Annotated in this window: 22 protein-coding genes; 10 read left to right on the forward strand and 12 right to left on the reverse strand. The window is 67.3% G+C overall.

What is annotated here, in order from left to right:
• Positions 1-422: 422 nt before the first annotated feature.
• Both J8J14_RS20765 and J8J14_RS20770 read right to left on the reverse strand, forming a co-directional pair.
• Positions 423-614, reverse strand: coding sequence for a hypothetical protein (locus J8J14_RS20765; protein ID WP_209381473.1), 192 nt, complete (start codon positions 612-614; stop codon positions 423-425).
• A gap of 132 nt (positions 615-746) precedes the next feature.
• Complete coding sequence (locus J8J14_RS20770; protein ID WP_209381474.1) at positions 747-1,115, reverse strand: hypothetical protein; 369 nt, start codon at positions 1,113-1,115, stop codon at positions 747-749.
• Positions 1,116-1,706: 591 nt separating this feature from the next.
• On the opposite strand from J8J14_RS20770, the gene J8J14_RS25185 reads away from it, so the two are divergent.
• The 3 genes from J8J14_RS25185 (at position 1,707) to J8J14_RS20780 (ending at position 2,972) form a co-directional block, all read left to right on the forward strand.
• Entirely contained in the window at positions 1,707-1,856 is a 150-nt protein-coding gene (locus J8J14_RS25185; RefSeq protein ID WP_245216034.1) for a hypothetical protein, read from the forward strand.
• A gap of 83 nt (positions 1,857-1,939) precedes the next feature.
• Positions 1,940-2,341, forward strand: coding sequence for a CoA transferase (locus J8J14_RS20775; protein ID WP_342452506.1), 402 nt, complete (start codon positions 1,940-1,942; stop codon positions 2,339-2,341).
• A 142-nt stretch (positions 2,342-2,483) separates the two neighbouring features.
• On the forward strand, positions 2,484-2,972 hold the full coding sequence (locus J8J14_RS20780) for a molybdopterin-dependent oxidoreductase (protein WP_245216035.1): 489 nt from the start codon (positions 2,484-2,486) through the stop codon (positions 2,970-2,972).
• A gap of 255 nt (positions 2,973-3,227) precedes the next feature.
• On the opposite strand, the gene J8J14_RS20790 is transcribed toward J8J14_RS20780, so the two are convergent.
• Positions 3,228-4,112, reverse strand: coding sequence for a LysR substrate-binding domain-containing protein (locus J8J14_RS20790; RefSeq protein ID WP_209381475.1), 885 nt, complete (start codon positions 4,110-4,112; stop codon positions 3,228-3,230).
• A gap of 102 nt (positions 4,113-4,214) precedes the next feature.
• Between J8J14_RS20790 and J8J14_RS20795 the strand changes: the two genes are divergently transcribed.
• The gene (locus tag J8J14_RS20795) at positions 4,215-5,918 is read left to right on the forward strand and encodes an acyl-CoA dehydrogenase family protein (RefSeq protein ID WP_209381476.1); all 1,704 of its coding nucleotides are present in this window, start codon (positions 4,215-4,217) and stop codon (positions 5,916-5,918) included.
• Positions 5,915-6,889 (forward strand): Bug family tripartite tricarboxylate transporter substrate binding protein, encoded by a 975-nt coding sequence (locus tag J8J14_RS20800; RefSeq protein ID WP_209381477.1) that lies wholly within the window; start codon positions 5,915-5,917, stop codon positions 6,887-6,889. The genes J8J14_RS20795 and J8J14_RS20800 overlap by 4 nt, the downstream gene beginning before the upstream one ends.
• Before the next feature lie 268 nt (positions 6,890-7,157).
• Here J8J14_RS20800 and J8J14_RS20805 read toward each other — a convergent pair whose 3' ends face one another.
• The 7 genes from J8J14_RS20805 to J8J14_RS20835 all read right to left on the reverse strand — a co-directional run bounded on the left by J8J14_RS20805 (position 7,158) and on the right by J8J14_RS20835 (position 14,512).
• Positions 7,158-7,931 (reverse strand): enoyl-CoA hydratase/isomerase family protein, encoded by a 774-nt coding sequence (locus J8J14_RS20805; RefSeq protein WP_209381478.1) that lies wholly within the window; start codon positions 7,929-7,931, stop codon positions 7,158-7,160.
• Entirely contained in the window at positions 7,928-9,796 is a 1,869-nt protein-coding gene (locus J8J14_RS20810) for a CoA transferase (protein WP_209381479.1), read from the reverse strand. The genes J8J14_RS20805 and J8J14_RS20810 overlap by 4 nt, the downstream gene beginning before the upstream one ends.
• Positions 9,797-10,155: 359 nt before the next feature.
• The gene (locus J8J14_RS20815) at positions 10,156-11,145 is read right to left on the reverse strand and encodes an ABC transporter substrate-binding protein (protein ID WP_209381480.1); all 990 of its coding nucleotides are present in this window, start codon (positions 11,143-11,145) and stop codon (positions 10,156-10,158) included.
• A gap of 14 nt (positions 11,146-11,159) precedes the next feature.
• A complete protein-coding gene (locus J8J14_RS20820; protein WP_209381481.1) occupies positions 11,160-11,342 on the reverse strand; it encodes a hypothetical protein in 183 nt (60 codons plus the stop codon).
• A gap of 10 nt (positions 11,343-11,352) precedes the next feature.
• On the reverse strand, positions 11,353-12,333 hold the full coding sequence (locus J8J14_RS20825) for a Bug family tripartite tricarboxylate transporter substrate binding protein (RefSeq protein WP_209381482.1): 981 nt from the start codon (positions 12,331-12,333) through the stop codon (positions 11,353-11,355).
• A 20-nt stretch (positions 12,334-12,353) separates the two neighbouring features.
• Positions 12,354-13,547 carry a Gfo/Idh/MocA family protein gene (locus J8J14_RS20830; protein WP_342452503.1) on the reverse strand — a complete coding sequence of 398 codons (1,194 nt, stop codon included), beginning with the start codon at positions 13,545-13,547 and terminating at the stop codon, positions 12,354-12,356.
• Between the two features lie 2 nt (positions 13,548-13,549).
• Complete coding sequence (locus tag J8J14_RS20835) at positions 13,550-14,512, reverse strand: PDR/VanB family oxidoreductase (RefSeq protein WP_209381483.1); 963 nt, start codon at positions 14,510-14,512, stop codon at positions 13,550-13,552.
• A 252-nt stretch (positions 14,513-14,764) separates the two neighbouring features.
• On the opposite strand from J8J14_RS20835, the gene J8J14_RS20840 reads away from it, so the two are divergent.
• Together J8J14_RS20840 and J8J14_RS20845 are read left to right on the forward strand one after the other, a co-directional pair.
• The gene (locus tag J8J14_RS20840; protein ID WP_209381484.1) at positions 14,765-16,105 is read left to right on the forward strand and encodes a Rieske 2Fe-2S domain-containing protein; all 1,341 of its coding nucleotides are present in this window, start codon (positions 14,765-14,767) and stop codon (positions 16,103-16,105) included.
• 43 nt (positions 16,106-16,148) lie between these two features.
• Positions 16,149-16,610, forward strand: a complete 462-nt coding sequence (locus J8J14_RS20845) for a MarR family winged helix-turn-helix transcriptional regulator (RefSeq protein ID WP_209381485.1) — start codon at positions 16,149-16,151, stop codon at positions 16,608-16,610.
• 453 nt (positions 16,611-17,063) lie between these two features.
• Here the strand turns inward: J8J14_RS20845 and J8J14_RS20850 are convergent, their stop codons facing one another.
• Positions 17,064-17,297, reverse strand: coding sequence for a helix-turn-helix domain-containing protein (locus tag J8J14_RS20850; RefSeq protein ID WP_209381486.1), 234 nt, complete (start codon positions 17,295-17,297; stop codon positions 17,064-17,066).
• 334 nt (positions 17,298-17,631) lie between these two features.
• Between J8J14_RS20850 and J8J14_RS20855 the strand changes: the two genes are divergently transcribed.
• Complete coding sequence (locus tag J8J14_RS20855) at positions 17,632-17,898, forward strand: hypothetical protein (RefSeq protein ID WP_209381487.1); 267 nt, start codon at positions 17,632-17,634, stop codon at positions 17,896-17,898.
• Between the two features lie 76 nt (positions 17,899-17,974).
• On the opposite strand, the gene J8J14_RS20860 is transcribed toward J8J14_RS20855, so the two are convergent.
• Complete coding sequence (locus J8J14_RS20860; RefSeq protein ID WP_209381488.1) at positions 17,975-18,187, reverse strand: hypothetical protein; 213 nt, start codon at positions 18,185-18,187, stop codon at positions 17,975-17,977.
• A gap of 422 nt (positions 18,188-18,609) precedes the next feature.
• Between J8J14_RS20860 and ffh the strand changes: the two genes are divergently transcribed.
• Together ffh and rpsP are read left to right on the forward strand one after the other, a co-directional pair.
• Positions 18,610-19,995, forward strand: a complete 1,386-nt coding sequence (ffh, locus tag J8J14_RS20865; RefSeq protein ID WP_209381489.1) for a signal recognition particle protein — start codon at positions 18,610-18,612, stop codon at positions 19,993-19,995.
• 33 nt (positions 19,996-20,028) lie between these two features.
• Entirely contained in the window at positions 20,029-20,370 is a 342-nt protein-coding gene (rpsP, locus tag J8J14_RS20870; protein WP_209381490.1) for a 30S ribosomal protein S16, read from the forward strand.
• The last annotated feature ends 11 nt before the right edge of the window (positions 20,371-20,381 follow it).

The raw sequence follows: 20,381 nt of genomic DNA on the forward strand, positions 1-20,381 counted from the left end.
GAGAGCAGGGTTTGCTCACGTCGCGGCGCAGCACCCACAGCGCAAAACCCCGCCCAGCCCTGCAACGCGCCCTGGCTTACGCCATCTGCCACGCCGCGTGATGGCCAAAGTCGAGCTTAGAAGGCCTTCGAAACCGATTCGGGCCGGTAGTTCAGCCGCCCGGCGCCGGTGATGAAGCCGACGCTGCCGGCCGCGACATACTGCCGTCTGCCTTCGGAGGCTTAACCCAAATTGGTGGCAAGCCCCGGCGCTTTGGCGGCGCGCCTCCAACGCGCGCCGGCCAGCGGCACGTCGCCCCAGGACGGCGCGTTCTATCTTGGTGAACATCCAGTTCTGAGTGCGTCCACCGTTCCAGGGGAGGCGCGCGAAGACGCCGAACTCGTCGGTGGGCGCCTGTTCCAGATTGATCGTCAGCGTGTGTCTCAGCCGATCGCCTGCGGGAATCGTCTCGAAAGTGCCGAAGCCACGCTGGAACGGCTAAACTCTGTCCGTATGTCGCGCGCAGAACGGTCGTTGTCGAACACGTTCCATATCGAAAACTTCGAGAGGCTGATTGTTAGCCGCACCCGCAGCAGTGCGCCGGCGAAGCGCAGCGGGTCGTCGGTGCCCGGCACGCGTCGCACGAAAGCACGACCGTCTGTCGAAGGAAGATGCGTGGCACGTAGAGATCGGGCCCAGTGGTGCCCAGCCGGAACGCCTCGCTGTTCGGAACGGCGGCAACACCCGTGAAGCTGGAGAGGCTTAAGCTACGCGTGACTGAGGGGGGGCACCACCAGCTCCCCCATCGCAGAGACGCTACCACGGATCACGTCGGCGGAGAAGGTGTTCGCTGCCTGCGCATGGGACCGGAGGCTCCCCTCGGCTAGGTGCGGCGAGTGGAAGCCGGGGTGGCGCTGGAGGATGGAAGTTGCCTTATTACCGACCAGCGAGCCGGTCTCGGCGAGCTTCTCCGGCGCATCGCCAGGTTCTTCCGGTGAGACACGTGCAGGCGCCAAGGGCGGATCGGCTGCTGCCGGCGCCGCAAGCAGCAGGGGCAGCGCCATAAGGGTGGATAGGGGCAGGATAGCGAGCCGGCGCGCAGCACAGGAACGGTAGGGAAGTGATTTGGTGGCCATCCGGACCTCGATTTGGTCCGAGCTTCGCATCGTCTGTCCGGCGTTCAGAGATTCTGGGCGTTCGCCGCCTGTTGCGTGGAATCGGCACCCGAAGTCTGCGCGGATAAGGGTGGCGCTTCGTTGAGGCAGGGCGGTGAATGAACTCGCCGGGTGTAGAGATTGGGTTGCTGCATACCCCTGTATCGCGATGCCACTTGCAGGTTGCGCTGATAGGTAGTGACCGGCTCCCCGCATGTCGCGGATGCCTGTTGTGAAGTGTCGGTCCGGCCTGCGCAGCCAGCGACGCAGGCCGTCGCGATGATTAATATTAGCCCAAAACGGACCGCCATCCCCAAGCTCCTGCCGCATCGTTCAGCGGCCGACCCGATATTGCGGGCCCGACCTTACGGAGTCCTGTCGCCGCGCGACGAAGCGCGCATTCAGAAGCGTTAAAGCTCCTATAGCGGCCATCGGGCCATTTGTGACGGCCTGGAGGGGAGGGTTTCCCGCGCGGCCTCCTCGCGGAAAACCTCCTTCAACACCCGAAGCCCGGCACGCTCCAGTATGGGCTCTATTGCCGCCCTGATCTCAGGGCCTGCCGAGGCAGCAACGGTGGCCACCATCTCAGGCCGCGGCCAGTACTGCGACATGACGCTGCACGACTGCGGCATGGCCCTGCTGCATCCGCACGCCCCGAATTTCTTCCTTAGCGGCAAGCGGCCGGTGGCGACGGGCAACCCGCACCCGAACCTGGCGCCCTAGTCCAAGTTCCAGACCAAGACCTGCGAGATCTTCGTTGCAGCGGCAACGACCCGGCCTTCGGCAAGCTCTGCGACTTTCTCGGGATCCCTGAGACGGCGTCGGATGAGCGGTTCCGGACCAACGGGGCGCGACTGATCAACCGCGACGCCCTCTCCGCGGTGCTGAACGAGCGACTGGCGGGGGAGGACGGGCACGAGCTGACCCGGCGAATGCTGGCCGCCGGCTTGCCCGCTGGGCCAGTGCTGAACGTGGACGAGGCGCTGCGCGCCGACCACACGGCGCATCGGAAGATGGTCACGCAACTCGGCTCCTTTATCGGGCTGGGGACGCCGATCAAGCTGTCCCGCACTCCCGGAGGCACTCGGGCCGCGCCGCCGCGCTTCAACGAGCATGGCGAGGCCGTGCTGCGCGCGCGTGGCTTCTCCGACGAGGAAATCGCAGAGCTGGCCCGGGACGGCGTGCTCGTCGGGGCGCGCCGGGGCTAGGGAAGGGCGCAGCGCTGCTCGCCCCACCGCTGGCCGGGTGAGGCGTTCCGTCCGACACTGGCCAGGGTCTTGCTCTGACCGAAAGGCAGAACAGGCAGTTAGGAGGGCATCCGTCGTGTCCATTACCTCGCCGGGCGAAGCGATGCCCGACACCGACTTCATCCCCCACACCTCCCACTGGGGCGCCTTCTCCGCGCGTTGGCGGGATGGCGCGCTGGAGGTCCGCCCCCACCCGGCCGATCCGGACCCGAACGGGATCCTGCAGAACTTCCCTGACGCGCTGCGCCACCGCGCGCGCGTCGCCCAGCCGATGGTCCGGCGTGGCTGGCTCGACCGCGGCCCCGGCCCTGACGCGCGACGGGGCAGCGATTCCTACGGCCCGCTGGCCTGGGACAAGGCGATCGAGCTGCTGGGAGCGGAACTCGCGCGCGTGCGGGACAGCCACGGTCCCGGTGCGGTGTTCGGTGGCTCCTACGGGTGGTCGAGCACGGGGCGCTTCCACCACGCCCAGAGCCAGGTGCACCGCTTCCTCAACACCGTGGTCGGCGGCTACGTCCGCTCCGTCAACAGCTACAGCTCCGGCGCCTCGTCGGTGTTGGTGCCGCACATCCTCGGCAGCTACGAGGACTGACAAAGCGCAACGTCACCTGGGACCAGATGGCGGAATGCACGGACGTCGTGCTGTTTCGTGGCTGACCATGATGCCCTGGAAGGCCAGCATCTCCTCCCATCCGCAAGCTGAGCGGGAAGCAAAAGTAAAGCCAGACCGCCTGGCTGATGATCTCCGCGGGAGGCGATACCCAGAGTGGGTCGCGGGCTCGATCGTCATCCCGCCAGCTTCCCCCCCTGATTGTTTCGGCCACCGCTCCTCAACCTGACCATGCCATCAGGAGGAAACCTCGCCGCTCGCCTCCTCAGCCAACCATCCGCGGAGAGCCGCCATTGCGGGGTCATCGGCACGCTCTGCGCGGCACATCAGCGTGAAGCAGCGTGTCGTGTCTCGGACGAAGGGATGCGGCACTACCAGGCGACCCGCCGCCAGATCCGCCCTGACGAGGGCCCGAATGGCCAGGGCGACACCGAGCCCCTCAGCCGCCGCAACCAGTGACAGGGCGATGCTCTCGAAGGTTGGGCCCGCCGCCGGATCGGCACCCGTAATCCCCGCGGCCTGCAGCCAGCGGGCCCAGTCTTCCGGCCGCTGCCGCGAATGCAGCAGCATCACGCCACTCCAGTCAAAGGCCCGGGCGAGGCGCGGAGCGCAGACCGGCATCATCTCGATCGGAACCAGGGGCAGCATCGTCATCCCCGGCCGCGGCCGCGCATCAGCTACGGCAATCACCGCGTCGAAGGTGCCCGGAACCAGGTCCAGCGGGTCGGCACTGGTCTGCAGCTCGATCTCAAGTTCCGGATGCCGCTCCCGAAGCCTGTTCCAGCGCGGAATGAGCCAGCGGCTAGCAAACAGCGTGTAGGCGCCGACCCGCAGCCGCCGCCGCGGCGCCGCATGGCGCATGGCCACGACGCCTGCCGCCACGCGGTCCAGGCCTTCCCGCGCAGCCGCGAACAGCGCCTCTCCCGCCGGGGTCAGCACGAGGCCGGAAGTGCCACGGGTAAAGAGCGCCGCGCCCAACTCCTCCTCCAGAGCCCGCACGCCCCGGCTCACCGCGCCAGGGGTCACGGAAAGCTCCCCCGCAGCGCGGGTCACGCTGCGGTGCCGCGCCGCCGCCTCGAAGCTGCGGAGCGCCACCAGGGAGGGCAGGCGCCGGTACGTCATGAGCGTTGAGCCTAGCTCAAACCTCCCGCCATACAAATCGATTGGCAGGCCCCGGCCTCTTGGCCAGCTTCCGGTAAGCCCGTCGGCCCAGAGGAAACGCCCATGCATGTTCGCCCTCCCGGCCCGCCGGCCGGTGCCGCCGCGATTCCGGACAGCGACGGCCTGAACCTCTTTCGCGCGGATCCGGACCTCGCTCGCCTCGCCGGGCTCTACCTGCCCGCGGACCTCGCGGCGCATCTGGCGCCGCATCTGGACCGGCTGGGCGCGCTTGCCGGCGGCAAGCTTGGCGCGCTGGCCATGATCGCCGACCGCAATCCGCCCGAGTTGATCCACCGTACCCGGCGCGGGGAGGATCTGCAGAGCATCGAGTACCACCCAGCCTACCGCGAGATGGAGCGGCTGGCCTTCGGGGAGTTCGGCCTCGCCGCTTTGTCGCACCGGGGCGGTGTGCTCGGATGGGCGGGGCCGATGCCGCCAGCGGCCAAGTACCTCCTCACCTACCTGTTCGTGCAGGCGGAATTCGGTCTCTGCTGCCCCGTCAGCATGACGGACAGCCTGACCCGAACGCTCCGGAAGTTCGGTGACCCCGCCCTTGTCGCCCGCTACCTGCCCGCCTTGACGAGCCAGGACCTGGATTCGCTGCACCAGGGCGCGATGTTCATGACCGAGCAGGGCGCCGGCTCCGACATCGCGGCGACCGTGGTGCAGGCGGCGCCTCAGGGGGACGGCACCTGGTCCCTCACGGGCGACAAGTGGTTCTGCTCCAACCCCGATGCCGAGCTGGCCATGGTTCTAGCCCGCCGTAGCGACGGCGCGCCCGGCCTCAAGGGCGTCTCCCTCTTCCTTCTCCCCCGCACTCTGCCGGACGGCACGCGCAACCGGCATCACATCGTCCGGCTGAAGGACAAGCTCGGCACCCGCTCCATGGCATCGGGCGAGGTGACGATGAACGGCGCCACTGCCTGGCTGGTCGGCGAGCCCGAGGCCGGGTTCCGCCAGATGGCAGACATGGTGAACAACTCTCGACTGTCGAACGGCGTCCGCGCGGCCGGGATGATGAGACGTGCCACCACCGAGGCGCTGTTCATCGCGCACCGGCGCGTCGCCTTTGGCAAGCGGCTGGCGGAAATGCCGCTGATGCAACGCCAGCTCGCCAAGATGCTGGTGCCGACCGAGCAGGCGCGCAGCATGATCCTTCAGACAGCTGAGGCCCTGCGCCGCGCCGATGCGGGTGAGGAGGGCGCCTACGCCCTGCTCCGCATCCTCACGCCCCTTGTGAAGTTCCGCGCCTGCCGCGACGCGCGGCGCGTGACAGGGGACGCGATGGAGGTGCGCGGCGGCTGCGGCTATATCGAGGAATGGTCGGACGCCCGGCTGCTTCGCGACAGCCATCTCGGCAGCATCTGGGAGGGCACGAGCAACATCGTGGCCCTGGATGTCCTCCGCGCCGCCAAGCGTGAGGGCTCGCTCCCCATCCTCCGTGACCATATCCACGGCCTCCTCGGCAATGCCGAGACCCTGCCCGAGGCCGCCCCCGCGCTCGACCGGGCCGTCGCCCTGGCCGAGGCCGCGCAGGAGGACCCCGCACTCGCCCGGCAGGCCGCCTCAGCCCTCTATCACCTCACTTCCGCTGCCGCCCTCGCCTGGGAGGCCGCACGGCTAAGCCTGCCGCACCGTCTCGCCCTCGCGCGCCTCGTGCTGCAGCACCGCGTCCTGCCGCGCGACCCGCTCTCGCCGGCGGCTGACGCAACCAATCTCCGGGACCTGCTGAACGATCCCGGGATCTACCAGGGAGAGAACGCATGATCACCCGCCGTCACCTGCTCGGCGCAACTGCAACGGGCCTGGGCACCACCTGCCTTGCCCACCCAGCCCTGGCCCAGCCCGGCGGCAGGCCAGTCGTGCTGGTCGTGCCCTTCTCGCCGGGCGGTCCCACGGATCTTATCGCGCGCCGGCTGGCCATGAGCCTCGGCGAGCAGCTGAACCAGGTCGTCGTGGTGGAGAACCGCGCCGGCGCCGGCGGCAATATCGGCGCGGAATACGTCGCCCGCAGCGCGCCAGATGGTCACACGATCCTTTTCGGCACCTCAGGCCCGCTGGCGATCAACAAGATGCTCTACCCGGGCCAGGCTTATGACCCCGTGAGGGACTTCGCCCCGATCGCGCCGCTCGGGCGCATACCCAACGTTCTCGCCGTCCATGCCGGCGTCCCCGCGAAAACCGTGCCGGACCTCGTCGCGCTTGCAAAGCGCGAGCGCCTCTCCTTCGGCTCGTCCGGCAATGGTGCCTCCTCGCACCTCGCCGGGGCGCTCTTCAACACGATGGCCGGCACCAGCATCGAGCACATTCCCTATCGCGGCACCGGGCCGGCCCTGAACGACCTTCTGGCCGGGCACATCGCCATGGTCTTCACCGATGTGCTCACCGCGCTGCCGCACATCCAGGGAGGGCGCGTGCGCGGCCTCGGCGTCACCACCCTTGAGCGTTCCGCCGTGCTGCCAGCCCTTCCCACCGTCGCCGAACAGGGCCTGCCAGGTTATGACGCTTCCGTCTTCTTTGGCCTCACGGTTGCAGCCGCGACGCCGGAGGCCGCCAAGGACCGCCTCCGCACCGCTTTCGCCGCCAGCGTGGGCCAGCGCGAGATGCGCCACTTCCTGGAAAGCCAGGGCATGCAGATCGCCCCGGAACTGACGCCCCCGGCGCTCACCTCGCTGATGGCGACAGAAACGGACCGCTGGGCGCGGGTGATCCGGGAGGCGAATGTCCGAGCGGATTGAGAGCAGCCGGCGTGGCTGTGCGAGGGTGATGCTGCCGGAGCCCGAGTTCTCGCCTGGCAGCAACGACGCCATGCAACAGCCGGCCAGGTGTGGAAAGGCACCGAATATGGACCTTCCCGCACATCGGTCTGTCCTTCTGAGTAGGCACGGAAAATCAGCCTGAGAGGGGGGCTGATCGGCGCCGATTGGAACCCCCCTCTGTCCAATGTTCGCTGAAAGGTCCGGGGCTTGCGGCCACTTTTCGGATGGGCCGCAGCTCGGCACGGCCTCAGCCGCGCCAGGAGGGCTCTCTCTTCTCGAGGAACGCGGTCAGGCCTTCTTGTGCCTCCGGGGTGGTAGCGAGATTGCAGAAGTCCTCCACCGCGTTGGCCACACTGCGCCGATAGTCGAGATCGTTGGCCCGCATGAAGGCTGCCCGGCCCAGGCGCATCGCGATGGGCGGCTTGGCGGCGAAATCCGCCGCCAGGGCACGGGCTGCAGCGTCCAATGCGTCATCAGGAACTACGCGGCTGACCAATCCTATGGATGCAGCCTCTGCAGCCTCGAAGCGCCGCCCGGTGAAGAGAAGTTCGAAAGCCCTGTGCCGGCCGACGATGCGCGGCAGGTGGGCGAAGTGAATGGCCGGGATTAGGCCGAGCTCGATCTCCGGATAGCCGAAGCTGGCCTCCTCAGCGGCGAGGATCACGTCGCAAGAGATGGCGAGCGTCATGCCCCCGCCGCGTGCGGCGCCGTTCACCGCGGCGATGGTAGGCTTGCCCATGCCAAACTGCACGTCAGCTAGCCCGACATAGAGGCGCTCCAGGAACCGGCGCACCTCAAGACCGCCCTTGCCCATCAGGATGTCGAGGTCCAGCCCGGCGGAGAAGCTGCGGGGCAAGGCGCTGCGCAGGATCACTGCGCGCACGGCGTCATCGGCGGCTGCACGCCGAAAGCCGTCCAAGATGGCCTCAAGGAAGTCCACGCTCAGCGCGTTGACGGGGCCGCGCGCAAGCGTGATTTCGGCGATGCCGCCGGCAGCAGCGTAGGTGACCTCGTCGGTCATGCAGATACCTCCTTTGCCTCTGGCATGTAGATGGCGCCCTGCGTCCCGAGCGCGACGATCGTCGCGTCGTCGTAGCCGAGGCCCCGTAGGATCTCGGCGGTGTGCTGCCCATGCAAGGGCGGTGGAAGCTGCCCTTCGCGCGGCACGCCGTCGAAGGCGACGGGGAAGCCTATCTGCGGCATGGGGCCGAGTACGGGATGGTCGATATTCAGCACCAAGTTGCGGCTGGCCAACTGGGGGTGCGCCAATGCTTCGTCGAGGGTCCGGATGGGATCACAGGGAACACCGGCGGCGCCCAGGGCGGCTTGCCAGTGAGAGACCGGCTGCTGCATCACCCGCTCCTGGATCACCCGGACCGTCTCGGCAAAGTTCGCCACCCGGGCATTGTTGCTCGCAAAGCGAGGATCCCCGGCCAGTTCTTCCAGTTCCAGCAGCGCGCAGAGGCGGCGCCACTGGGCGTCGTTACCGGCCCCGATCATCAGGCTGCCATCGGCGGCGTCGAAGGCTTGGTACGGAGCGAGGGAGGGATGCGCAGTACCCACTCGTTGCGGCGGCTTGCCTGTAAGCCAATAGTTCTGCGCCAAGTAGGTCATCAGCCCCATGGCGGTGTCCAGGAGCGAGAGCTCCACGTAGGCGCCCTGGCCTGTCTGCTCTCGCTCCAACAGGGCTGCCAGGATGCCGCTGAGGGCGAACATGCCGGTCCCGAGGTCAACGGGCGAGAAGCTGGCACGCGCGAAGGGGCCATCGGGCTGACCCATGGTGCTAATCATGCCGCTGAAGGCCTGCAGCATCACGTCGTAGCCGGGCTGGTCACCCAGGGGGCCGCTGCGCCCGAAGCCGGATATCTCGCAGTAGATCAGGCGAGGGTTGATGGCTCGTAGCGTGTCGCTGTCCACGCCAAGCTTGCGGGCGGTGCCGCCGCCGACGCCCCGGATCACCACATCCACCTCGGCGGCGAGCTGGTAAACGATCGCCCGGCCCGCCTCGCACTTCAGGTCCAGCGCGAGGCTGCGCTTGTTCCGGTTCAGCGCCATGAAGGTGGCGGACTGGCCCTCCTTCTGGGGTGCCCAGGCGCGGGTGTCGTCGCCCCCGTTAACCGGCTCCACCTTGATCACGTCGGCACCAAGGATCGTGAGGCGCTTGGGTTTGGTGGTCCAGGTCCAGCGTTGGCCTTCGATGGCTACGGAGCCCTCCGATACCCCTGAAGGGCTTGCCAGAGAACGTTTCCCTGCGGCGTCCTCGTCCGTTGGCTTGCCCGGGAGTGAGAAGTCGGTCCGCGTGCCGTGGTGATAGGCCCAGAGATCGACGAGGCGGCCGGTGAACTCCGCGCCATTGTCGGCGGACAGGTACTTCGGTGCTCCACGCTCCCCGACGAGGCGGTTCAGAACCTCAACCGCGTGCTCGCCCCGCAGCCGCTGCCACACCTCGATGGCCAGACCCTCGCGGCTGAACACGTCGACCACGGTCAGCGCACGGAACGTCTGCCCGTTGCTCAGCTGATCCTGGATGAAGTCCAGGCTCCAGGCCTCGTTCGGCCGCTTCGGTACGCAGCGTGCCTCCCGCTGCACGACCGTCTTGCGGCGCCGGGGCTGCTTGCTGCGCAGCGCCAGGCCTTCCTCCCGGTACAGCCGCCACACCAAGCTCTTGCCCACCGCCCAGCCGTCACGCCGCAGCATCACGTGGAGCCGCCGGTAGCCATAGCGGATCCTCACCCGGGCGATCTCGTGCATGCGCTGGCGGATCTCGAGGCGGGGATCCCGCCTGCTCGGCTTGCGCTGCGTCGAGCGGTGCTGGCGCGTCAGGGCACAGGCCCGCCGTTCGCTGAAGCCGTGGCTCGCCGTGACATAGGCGACCACCTCCTTCATGACCGCGGGCCGGGGTATTTCTTGACAACATATCCTGCAGCACCGCCTCGTCCAGACCGAGCTCCGCCACCGGCAAGCCCAGCTCCGCCTGCTTCAGCACTTACACGATCTGCTCGACCAAGAACCGTTTCTTCATGGCCAATCTCCTCATTCATCATGGGGAAATCCGCCGAAAAACTAACACCTCAGATGGATCACTTTCGCCAGGTCACCTCAGCCCGTCGTTCACGGCACTTGCCTCAGGGCAGACATTGTTTCCTCTCGGATCTCCCGAGGCGGGCGGCTTCGGTGAATGAGGCCGGGATGTCCTCGCCCCAGTCCGGGAAGGCGAACATGACCTTCCCTGGCTGTTTTGTTGGCTAGAGGCGGAAAGCCTCAAGCGAGGCGGGGTGGAAGAGGTCCTCCGGCTTCAGGCGGCGGGAGGAGAGGCCCTGGGCGTGGTGGGCCTGGAGGAAGACGTCCAGCACGTGGCGATTGGGTTCCAGGCCGTAGGACCAGAAGTCATCGCCCATCAGGGCGCGTGCGTGCTGCAGGCGCTCCTCGACGAAGGGAAGTGTGACCTTGGTGGCTGCGGTGTTTGTAAGCTTCGCGAGGGCGACGGACTTCGCTTCCTCGAAGGCCTTCACCAGCGCGCCAGGGAGGTAGCGATGCTGTTCTGCGACATCCTTGCGAATGCCAAGGACGTGCATGATGGGGAAGATCTTGTGCTTCCCGTACCATTCGGAGGCGGCGGCGACAGGGTCGGCCCAGAGGCGGCCTACATGCGGGGCGCCACGCTCGAAGCAGGAGGGGGCGCGCGGGCCGATCACCGCATCGATCGTGCCGTCTGCGAGGGCGGAGGAGATGGTGGCGCCGGGAGGAAGGCTCTCGAGCCGCAGGTCGGACGGAAGCTGGAGGGTGATCTTCTCCTCGCGGCCGGGGTGCTCGTAGCCGCCGCGGACCCAGGTGATGTCGGAGGGGCGAACGCCGTACTCTTCGAGGACGACGCGCACCCATACATTCGCGGTGAGCTGGTATTCCGGCACGCCGACGCGGCGGCCCTTCAGGTCCTCCGGCCTCGTGATGCCGCGATCCGTGCGGATATAGACAGAGGTGTGTCGGAAGGCGCGGGACGGAAAGACGGGGACAGCGGTGTAGGGGCTGTCACCCTCCGCGGTCTTCACCGTGTAGGAGGAGAGCGACAGCTCGCAGATGTCGAAATCTGCGTATTTGAATGCGCGGAAGAAGATCTCCTCGGGGTCGAGGATCGACATGACCGGATCGACGCCGTCGATCCGGACCGTGCCGTCGGCGATGGGGCGGATACGGTCGTAGTCGCCGATGGCCAGGGAAAGGCGGAGAGGGATCAAGCGGAAGCTCCTTCCTAACCTGCGCTGCTAGCAGTGGCGGCGAGGATGGCCACCAGGTCCGTCTCGGCGGCCGTTGCGGAGGCATAGCGCGGCTGCGTCGTGACAAAGGGCACAGGCGCATCGTGCGGGTTGTAGATCTCGAGGAAATACCGGCCGGTGCGCTCGTCGCGCACGGGCTCGATGCGGATCAGGGCCATCGTGGCCTCCCTACTCCGGGGTGATGCCGGCCGCCTTGATGATGGCGGCGCCGCGCGCCTGCTCCGCTATCAGCAGCTTCGCGAAATCCGCCGTGCTCTCCTCAATGGGCGCGCAGCCGATGGCCGCGAGGCGGGCGACGACCTCAGCGTCCCTGAGCGCCCTGAGGGCGGCGGCGTGGATCGCGCTGACGCGCTCCTCTGGCAGGCCGCGCGGCCCCCACATCCCGCACCAGCCCTCGAACAGCATATCGGGCTGGCCGATCTCCGGCATGGCCGGGGTGTCGGGCATGCTGGAGATGCGCTTCGGAGCGGTGACAGCATAGGCGCGGAGCTGACCGCCCTGGATCAGCGGCAGTACGGCACCGACGGGGGCGAACATCAGCGGCACGGCGCCGGAGATGACGTCGTTCACCGCGGGGCCGGTGCCGCGGTAGATCACCGTGGTGACCTCCACGCCAAGCTTCTGGCCCAGCGCAGCGGCCCCGAGATGGCCGACGGAGCCCAGGGACGAGCAGGCGAAGGTATAGCGCGACGGCGCGCGCTTCACATCGGCGAGCAGGGCGACTGGATCCGTTGGCCGTTCCGCGCGTGCACCTCCGATCAGGACGTAGGGAATGCTGACGGTGCGGATCACCGGGGTGAAGTCCGTCAGCGCATCAAAGGGAACGCCGCGCTGGACGAGTTTCAGGATCGGGTGGACCTCATTGGAGTAGAGGAGGGTGAGCCCATCCGGGGCGGAGCGGGAAACCTCCTGCGCGCCGATGGCGCCGCTTGCGCCGGAGCGGTTTTCGATGACGCAGGTGGCGCCGAGACCTTCGCTCAGACGGGCGGAGAGGAGACGAGCCGTTACATCGTTGGTGCCACCGGGGGCATAGGGAACGACAAGGCGGACCGGTCCGCGAGCGGGCTGGGCCCGTCCCATGGCGGGAATGGCAGCGCCCAGGAGGGCGAGGCCGAGCGCTTTGCGGCGCGTCGGGCTGAAGGTGGTCATCGCTTCTCTCCCCTGGCGCGTCATGCGGCGCCTTGATGGTGCAGTTGGACTTCCCGGCCGCTGCGCGCGGATTCGAGCAGGGCGAGGCAGATCTCGACCGTTGCGGTGCCCCACTCACCGGAATGCAGCGGGGATACCCCGTGGCGCAGGGCAGCCTCCAACTCGTCGATCACCTCGGCACGGGGAACGTCGGGCGGCGGCAGGGGCTCGAAGCGGCGCTCGTCGTCGGTGTAAACGGCAACGCCGCGCGGAGTGGGGCGGAGGTCTGCGCGCTCGCAGGAGGCGAGAACGAGGCCGAAATGGTTGTAGGCGGGCGGGAGCGGTGCGGCGCGGGCTTCCCTGGCACCGGGGCCGCGGCCGTAGGCGCGCTTCTCTTTCAGCGCGGCCTCTTCTTCGGGCGTGCGGAAATGGCGCAGGGCATCGCGGGCGGCCCCATAGGAGGTGGGGTCGCGGGGGATGCCCATCTCACCGATCCAGTCCTGGAACTCATCCGTATCGAAATGGCCGTGGCCGTTGTAGGTGAGGGTGGCGGAGAGGCCCTCCCCGAAGTCGATGAGAGCGTTGTAGGCGCCCTCCGTACCGCGCGCGCGGTCCCACACCGCGGCTGTGGCGCGGATGCTGCGGGCGGGACGGCCGGCGAGGAGGCGGACGACCTCGATCTGGTGCGGCGCCTGGGAGAACACCGCGCCCCCGCCCTGCGACGTGTCCAGTTCTTCCGGCCGGCGGGGACGGTAGAGATAATCCGTGAAGTTCACGGCGGTGATCATGCGGACAGCACCGTGGGTGCCACCCTGGATCATCGCGCGGGTGCGGAGATAGGGGGCATCAAAGGAGTGGCTGTGGCCGACAATGAGGTGGATGCCAGCCGCCCGCGCGGCGTGGACCATGGCCTGGCAGTCAGGGAGCGCCAGGGCCATGGGCTTTTCCACCAGCACGTGCTTTCCGGCGGCTGCCGCGGCACGGACATTCGCGACGTGGAACTGGTGAGGGGTGGCAATGTAGATCGCTTCGACCGACGGGTCGGCGCAGAGGGCTTCCACCGTCTCGTGCGCGCGGGCGCCGGAAAAATCCTCGGTGAAGCGGGCGCGGGCTTCGGCGCGCGGGTCGGCGCAGGCAATAACCGCGAGGCGCGGGTCACGCGCGAGCGTCGGCAGCATCAGCATGAAGGCGCGGCCAAGGCCTGCCACGCCCAGACGAATGGGGTCGCCCGCCACCGCTAGAGGTCCAGCACCAGAGTACCCTTGGCGCGGGAGACGCAGATCATCACGGAGTTTCGGCGCTCAGCGGCAGTGAGGACCATGTCGCGGTGGTCCACCTCGCCGGAGAGGTAGCGTGTACGGCAGGTGCCGCAGGTGCCGCTCTCGCAGGAGGAAGGCTGCGGGCGGCCATGCGCGCGCAGGACCTCGAGAATCGTGGTTCCAACCGGCACCTCGAGCGGTGCGCCGCTTGCGCCGATTTGCACGGTGAAAGGCTGGTCATCATCGCGCGGGCGGACCAGATCGGAACCGAAATCCTCGAAATGGACGGCGTTTTCCGGCCAGTGGCCGGTCATGTCGCGCACAGCGTCCATCAGGGGCCGGGGTCCGCAGCAGTAGATCTGCGCTTTTGTGGGATCCTCGAAAACGGGCCAGAGGTCATATGCGTCCTCGGGCACGCCCTCGTCATGGTGGACCGTGACGTGTTCGCCAAGCGCAGCGACCTGGTCGCGGAACGCCGTGCTGGCAGCGTTGCGCGAGAGATAGTAGAGGCGGAATGGTTTTCCCGCGGCCTGGACGGCGTGGATCATTGCAAGGATCGGCGTGATGCCGATGCCACCGGCGACGAAGATGTATTCCGGAGCGCGTTCGTCGAGCTCGAACAGGTTGCGGGGGACGGAAACCTGCAGGGTGGAACCTGGCTGGGTTGAATCGATGAGGCCGACACTGCCGCCGCGGCCTTTCTCCTCCCGCTTCACGGCAATGACGTAGCGGTCCCGTTCGCGCGGGTCATTGCAGAGGGAGTAGTTGCGCATCGCGCCCGAAGGCACGCGTACCGCGAGGTGCGAGCCAGGGGTGAAGGGCGGGAGCGGAGCACCGTCGGGGTGGCGCAGCTCAAAAAGCTGGATGCCGTCCGCCGCGGGCTCGGCGCGGGCGACGCGCAACGTCATCAGCTCCGCATCGGTGGCGGGTGTGTCCAGCATCGTTCTTGGCCTGTCCTCCCGGCAGCCCCGCTTCGGGTCTTACCGTTTCAGATAATGGTTAGGCACCTAAGATTGCATTGGCAAGTCTTCGGAGTCAGGGAGGTGTCACAATCACCGTGATTGCGAATACTCGCAACTGGCATGCGACCAGCGGGATTTCGCTTGACCTCAGATGCGCCGGAAATAGAGATTAGACATCTAAGCTTTTCCGCCCGGGCTATCCCTTGCCTGGGCGCCGGGAGGAATCGCCTTATGCTCACCGCCCAGGAAAACGAGACCCTCTGCCGCGTAGAGGGCGAGGCGCCGATGGGGCGCCTGATGCGCCGCCACTGGATCCCCGCCCTGCTCTCCGAGCAGGTGGCGGAGCCAGATGGAAAGCCCGTGCGCGTCACGATCCTCGGCGAGAAGCTCGTGGCCTACCGCGACACGGAGGGGCGCGTGGGCGTGCTGGGCGAGATGTGCCCGCACCGCAAGGCCTCGCTCGCATTCGGTCGCAACGAGAATTGTGGGCTGCGCTGCCTCTATCACGGCTGGAAGATCGACGTGGACGGCAACGTGACCGACATGCCCTCCGAACCCAAGGAGAGCGGCTTTGCGGAGCGAGTGAAGCACAAGGCTTATCCGGCGCGGGAGGCCGGCGGCTTCGTGTGGATCTACATGGGCGAGCCGGCGTTGATGCCGGAGTTCGAGCCGCCGCCCTGGGCGCCGACGCCGGAGGCGCACGCGGCGATCATGCGGATCGATCTGCCCTGCAACTGGGCGCAGATCATGGAAGGGCAGATCGATAGTGCGCACTCGTCCTCGCTCCACTCATCCGACATGCGGCCGGCGCGTGGTGAGGCGGCGGCGAAGGATACCCATTGGGTGCGGCCCTCCACTGACAAGAACCCACGCATCCAGGTGCAGGTGACGAATTACGGCATGCGCTACGCCGCGATCCGCCGACCGATCATGAATGCGGCGACGCAGGACTACGTGCGGATCACCACCTTCGTCGCGCCCTTCATCGCGCTGATCCCGCCCAATGCGACCTACAACGTGGCCAGCGTGATTACCCCGAAGGACGACACGAACAGCTACTTTCACTTTATCGCCTGGCATCCGGACCGCGAGGCGATCAGCACCGAGGCCTGGCGCAAGTTCTGCGTGGCCGAGGTCGGCGTGGACGTGGACGCAGATTTTCGCCCGATAAAGCGGCACGCCTCGAACGACTACCTGCAGGACCGGGAGTGGATGAAGTCCGGCGATAGCTTCACGGGCATTCCCGGCATTCCCAACCAGGACATCGCGATGTGGGAGAGCATGGGGGCCATCGCCGACCGGACGAGCGAGCGACTGGGGGCGAGCGACATCGCCGTGATCCAGTTCCGCCGCATCATGCTGGACGCCGTTGCGCGCCACGATGCGGGTGCAGAGCCGATCGGGCTGGCGGCGCCGCACCTGCCGATGGCGAAGCTGCGCTCCTACCAGGGCGTGGTGCCGAAGACGGCAAACTGGCGCGTGCTCGGCGCTTCCGAGGAGGAAGCGGCTGCCCTCGGTGGGATCGAGGAGGAGGAGGACGAGCGGGCGATGTCGCAGGCGGCGTTGGCCTGAGGCGCGGATTCCGGCGGAGGGTGATCCGGGCTAGGCTCGCTGTATGACGACGAGTGCCGAGGTCCGTGCCGACCCGCTTCCCTTCGACCAGAGCATCGGCTTCCTCGTCCGGGACCTGAACCGGGCGATCCAGAGGCACCTGCAGGCGCGCCTGCAGGCCTATGGCGTGGCACCGGGAGCCTGGTACTTCCTGCGCGTGCTGTGGGAGGAGGACGGGATCACCCAGAGCGACCTCGCGCGGCGGGTGGGCATGATGGAGCCGACCGCCGTGATTGCGCTTCGCGGGATCGAGGCGCAGGGGTGGATAGTCCGGGAGCGATCGGGCACGGACCGGCGCAAGGTGCACATCTTTCTAACCGAAGAAGGGCGGTCCTTGAGGCAGACATTGCTGCCCGAGGCATATGCGGTGAACGAAATCGCGACCCAGGCCATGTCGGAGGCAGAGGTGGCGATGTTCCGGGCGCTGCTGCAGCGGGCGCGGGGGAGCTTCGCGGCGCTGGATTAGGCTGTTGGTTCTGACGCGCAGGAATGGACACAGCGGCAGGCATTCACGGGAGAGGCTGCCGCGTGAGGTGAGGCAAGGCCAGCACCTCCTGGCTGCGATCCAGTGATCTCGGGACGTAAGCTGCGAGGATATGAGAGCGTGACCGCGCTGGCACCCTTCAAGAGGAGCGCTGCGCGCAGCGGTGAGGTCGAATCAGCTATCCCCGTTCATGCGCTACGTTGCGGACCGGGGAGGCTCGTCAACTCGTTCCGCTCCGCAAGCCGCCTTGGATGAGGAGGTGGTTTACCTGACGCCCGATCCGCACATCTTTTGGCAAGCTGTCTGGCCGTTGCTCCTTACTCCGGGCTGGGCAGTCAGGCTGGGATGGGGCGTTGGAGCGCCTCGCCCAGCCGTTCTCTCCGGTCTGCCGTCGAAGGGGAGATCTGGCCTTCCACCTCTGCTGCCCTCAGCGCCTCAATGTACGGTCCGCTTGCATTCAAGGAACTGATCCAGGGTCACGCCAAGCGCACGCGCGAAGGCGGCGTGCTTGTTCCTTGGGAGGTCGGACAGGCCATGCTCGACGGCGGAGATGCCGGCTGCGAAATCCATCCCGAGTTCGGCCGCCAGCTCTTCCCGCGAGAGGCCGTGGGCGCGCCGCAGGGAGGCCAGGTAGGCACCGAACTTTGCGCGATCGATTCGACGGGCCACGTTAGTTCCTCGACGTGAAGTCAAATCAAAATAGCGGCATCGCGCGGAAGCTGCATCCAGAAACCAGAGCGCCGTTCTTCTGTGTGGCACGGCTTCAGGGAAATCGTGGCGGCGGTTCCGCGCCGAATGCGGTGTGTCAAAAACGATTGGTGACCCGAATCGATGCAGCGTCCCGGTGCGCAACTCGCATCCCGAAGCTCGCCGCGGCTGGGCGCCTGCTTGGCCCAGATTTGCACCGTAGGCCCGCGGCAAGGCGGGGGAGGGCTGTCGGCCGGGCTAGCCCAGCGGTGACGCCATGCCCCATGATCTGGCGTAGATGTCTACGGAGGCGCCCATGGCCGATCTGACCACCACCGACACCCCGGTTCACGCCGTCAACCAGCACGCGAAGCGGATCCGAAAGGTGAGGCGGACCGAAGGCATCGTCGATGCCGACGCGGAACTCGGGCTCGCTGTCGTGAAGCTTCTGCAGGCCAATCCGGCGATCACCCGGGACATGCTGGTCAGGCGTTTCACCCGCCAGCGGGACAACAGCGAGGAGGGCAGCCTTGACCGTCAGGAGGCTGAGGCGGTGCTGGTCCGGCTGGAAACCGGTCCCTGAACGAGTGCCGCGGCGGCGATGCCGCCGCCTCCCGGAGCAAGGGAGGGCGGGCCAGCCATCAGGCTGGCCTGGCCTGTCAGGGAAGCCGGTTCAGTTCTTCGACCGGCCAGCCATTCAGCTTTGCGAGCACATCCGTGAGCAGTTCATCCGCAAGGGCGAACTCCCTCTTGCGCGCATGCGTCACGAGCTCCGCCACCACTGCGATGAGCGTGCTGTTCTCCAGCGCATCGCGGCTGACCGCCGGCGGCGGCAACAGCGCTTCGCTCTGGGCCATGGGGGCGCTCTGCATCTCTGAACCTTTCCTGTGAGCGTCTGCAACCCAAACGAGTGTAGTATTCCGTCCCGAATGCCTCTTTCTGCCCAATGGGGGCGAGGCGAAGGCCTTCGTGCGGTTGGACGGTTGTGTCATTTTGAGAATGATACAACCGTAAAAAGAGTTTACAGAGCCGTTTGATCGCATATCACGAAAATGTCAACGCCGAACTGCATGGATCGCCCTCTGGAGCCGGTCTTCAGGCCTTATCCGTCACCCTGCTGCCGTACTTGTTGACGCAGGCGCTTCGCATCCTGTAAGCGACGCCGCTCACGGGACATGTCCCGCCCATAAGTCGGCCGCCATCATGGTGCCGGCTCCACCGCTCCGCGAAGGCTCGCGCAGCGGTGCGATCGGTCATGGGGCGGTCCCAACAGAACAGGATTTACCCCGCCCGAATGTTCGAGGCGCTCTCCTCTCGCCTGAACGGCGTCTTCGATAAGCTCCGCCGCCGCGGGGCCCTGTCCGAAGCCGACGTGAACGAGGCCCTGCGCGAGGTCCGCATTGCCCTGCTGGAGGCCGATGTGGCCCTGCCCGTGGCGCGCGACCTGATCAACAAGGTGCGGGAGCGCGCGGTCGGGGCGGAGGTGATTCGCAGCGTCTCCCCGGCCCAGCAGGTCATCAAGATCGTCAACGACGCGCTGGTCGAGGCGCTAGGGGGCGGGGAGGGGTCGGAAGCCCCGGGGCTGGACCTAAACGCCCCGGCGCCGGTGCCGATCCTAATGGTCGGCCTGCAGGGCTCCGGCAAGACCACCACCTCGGGCAAGATCGCCCTTCGCCTGCGCACGCGCGAGAAGAAGAAGATCCTGCTGGCCTCGCTGGACGTGCAGCGCCCGGCCGCGCAGCTCCAGTTGCAGACCCTGGCTGGCCAGGCCGGTGTCACAAGCCTGCCGATCATCCCCGGCCAGACCCCGCTGGAGATCGCCGCGCGTGCCATGGATTTGGCCCGGCGCGAGCTCTACGACGTCGTCATCCTCGACACGGCCGGCCGTCTTTCCATCGATGACGTGCTGATGGATGAGGTCGCGGCCGTGAAGGCCGCGACGAAGCCGCACCAGACCCTGCTCGTCGTCGATGCCATGACGGGCCAGGACGCGGTGAACACCGCGCGGAACTTCCAGGACCGCGTCGGCGTCAACGGCATCGTCATGACCCGCGTCGATGGTGATGCGCGTGGCGGTGCGGCGCTGTCCATGCGGGCCGTGACCGGTGCGCCGATCCGCCTGCTTGGCGCTGGCGAGAAGCTGGACGCGCTGGAGGATTTCCATCCCTCCCGCATCGCCGGACGCATCCTCGGCATGGGCGACATCGTCTCCCTCGTGGAGCGTGCCGCGGAGACCATCGACCGCGACGAGGCCGAGAAGCTCGCCGCGAAGATGCAGAAGGGCACCTTCGACCTGGAGGACTTCGCGGCCCAGCTCAAGCAGGTCGGCAAGATGGGGAACCTTTCGGGGATCCTCGGCATGCTGCCCGGCATGGGCGCGATGAAGGACAAGATCGCCAACGCGAAAATCGACGACGGGATGATCGGGCGCCAGGCCGCCATCATCTCCTCGATGACGCGGAAGGAGCGGAAGAACCCCGACATCATCAAGGCATCGCGCAAGAAGCGCATCGCCGCGGGTGCCGGTGTCACGGTTCAGGATGTGAACCGGCTGCTGAAGCAGTTCGACGACATGTCCGCGATGATGAAGCGGATGAACAAGCTCGGCCAGAAGGGATTGATGCGCGGCGGTCTCGGCGCGCTCCTGCCTGGCATGGGGGGCGGCAAGCGCCCCTTCTGATCCACCAGCAAAGACACACTAAGGAAGCTGAATATGGGCCTTAAGATCCGCCTCGCCCGCGCCGGTGCCAAGAAGCGCCCCTACTACCACATCGTGGTGGCTGACAGCCGCTCCCCGCGCGATGGCCGCTTCATCGAGCGCCTGGGCTCCTACAACCCGATGCTGCCCTCGGATCACGCCGAGCGCGTGCGCCTGTTCGACGAGCGCATCAAGCACTGGCTGGGCCAGGGCGCCGTTGCGACCGACCGCGTGGCGAAGTTCCTCGGCAAGGCCGAGCTGGCGCCGATGCCGGTCTTCCGCGACCAGCCGAAGCAGTCCGCTCCGAAGAAGCGCGCCCAGGAGCGTGCTGCGGCCGCGGCCGCCGCGAACGGCTGAAGGTAGCCCCG

It is taken from the genome of Pararoseomonas baculiformis, assembly GCF_017813395.1.
GTDB lineage: Bacteria > Pseudomonadota > Alphaproteobacteria > Acetobacterales > Acetobacteraceae > Roseomonas > Roseomonas baculiformis.

What these genes read in the sequence shown, in the direction of transcription:
- J8J14_RS20770 (WP_209381474.1), bottom strand. Translation starts at nt 1,115, where the DNA reads ATGGCCACCAAATCACTTCCCTACCGTTCCTGTGCTGCGCGCCGGCTC.
- J8J14_RS20780 (WP_245216035.1), top strand. Translation starts at nt 2,484, where the DNA reads ATGCCCGACACCGACTTCATCCCCCACACCTCCCACTGGGGCGCCTTC.
- J8J14_RS20790 (WP_209381475.1), bottom strand. Translation starts at nt 4,112, where the DNA reads ATGACGTACCGGCGCCTGCCCTCCCTGGTGGCGCTCCGCAGCTTCGAG.
- J8J14_RS20795 (WP_209381476.1), top strand. Translation starts at nt 4,215, where the DNA reads ATGCATGTTCGCCCTCCCGGCCCGCCGGCCGGTGCCGCCGCGATTCCG.
- J8J14_RS20800 (WP_209381477.1), top strand. Translation starts at nt 5,915, where the DNA reads ATGATCACCCGCCGTCACCTGCTCGGCGCAACTGCAACGGGCCTGGGC.
- J8J14_RS20805 (WP_209381478.1), bottom strand. Translation starts at nt 7,931, where the DNA reads ATGACCGACGAGGTCACCTACGCTGCTGCCGGCGGCATCGCCGAAATC.
- J8J14_RS20810 (WP_209381479.1), bottom strand. Translation starts at nt 9,796, where the DNA reads ATGAAGGAGGTGGTCGCCTATGTCACGGCGAGCCACGGCTTCAGCGAA.
- J8J14_RS20820 (WP_209381481.1), bottom strand. Translation starts at nt 11,342, where the DNA reads ATGGCCCTGATCCGCATCGAGCCCGTGCGCGACGAGCGCACCGGCCGG.
- J8J14_RS20825 (WP_209381482.1), bottom strand. Translation starts at nt 12,333, where the DNA reads ATGACCACCTTCAGCCCGACGCGCCGCAAAGCGCTCGGCCTCGCCCTC.
- J8J14_RS20835 (WP_209381483.1), bottom strand. Translation starts at nt 14,512, where the DNA reads ATGCTGGACACACCCGCCACCGATGCGGAGCTGATGACGTTGCGCGTC.
- J8J14_RS20840 (WP_209381484.1), top strand. Translation starts at nt 14,765, where the DNA reads ATGCTCACCGCCCAGGAAAACGAGACCCTCTGCCGCGTAGAGGGCGAG.
- J8J14_RS20845 (WP_209381485.1), top strand. Translation starts at nt 16,149, where the DNA reads ATGACGACGAGTGCCGAGGTCCGTGCCGACCCGCTTCCCTTCGACCAG.
- J8J14_RS20855 (WP_209381487.1), top strand. Translation starts at nt 17,632, where the DNA reads ATGGCCGATCTGACCACCACCGACACCCCGGTTCACGCCGTCAACCAG.
- J8J14_RS20860 (WP_209381488.1), bottom strand. Translation starts at nt 18,187, where the DNA reads ATGCAGAGCGCCCCCATGGCCCAGAGCGAAGCGCTGTTGCCGCCGCCG.
- ffh (WP_209381489.1), top strand. Translation starts at nt 18,610, where the DNA reads ATGTTCGAGGCGCTCTCCTCTCGCCTGAACGGCGTCTTCGATAAGCTC.
- rpsP (WP_209381490.1), top strand. Translation starts at nt 20,029, where the DNA reads ATGGGCCTTAAGATCCGCCTCGCCCGCGCCGGTGCCAAGAAGCGCCCC.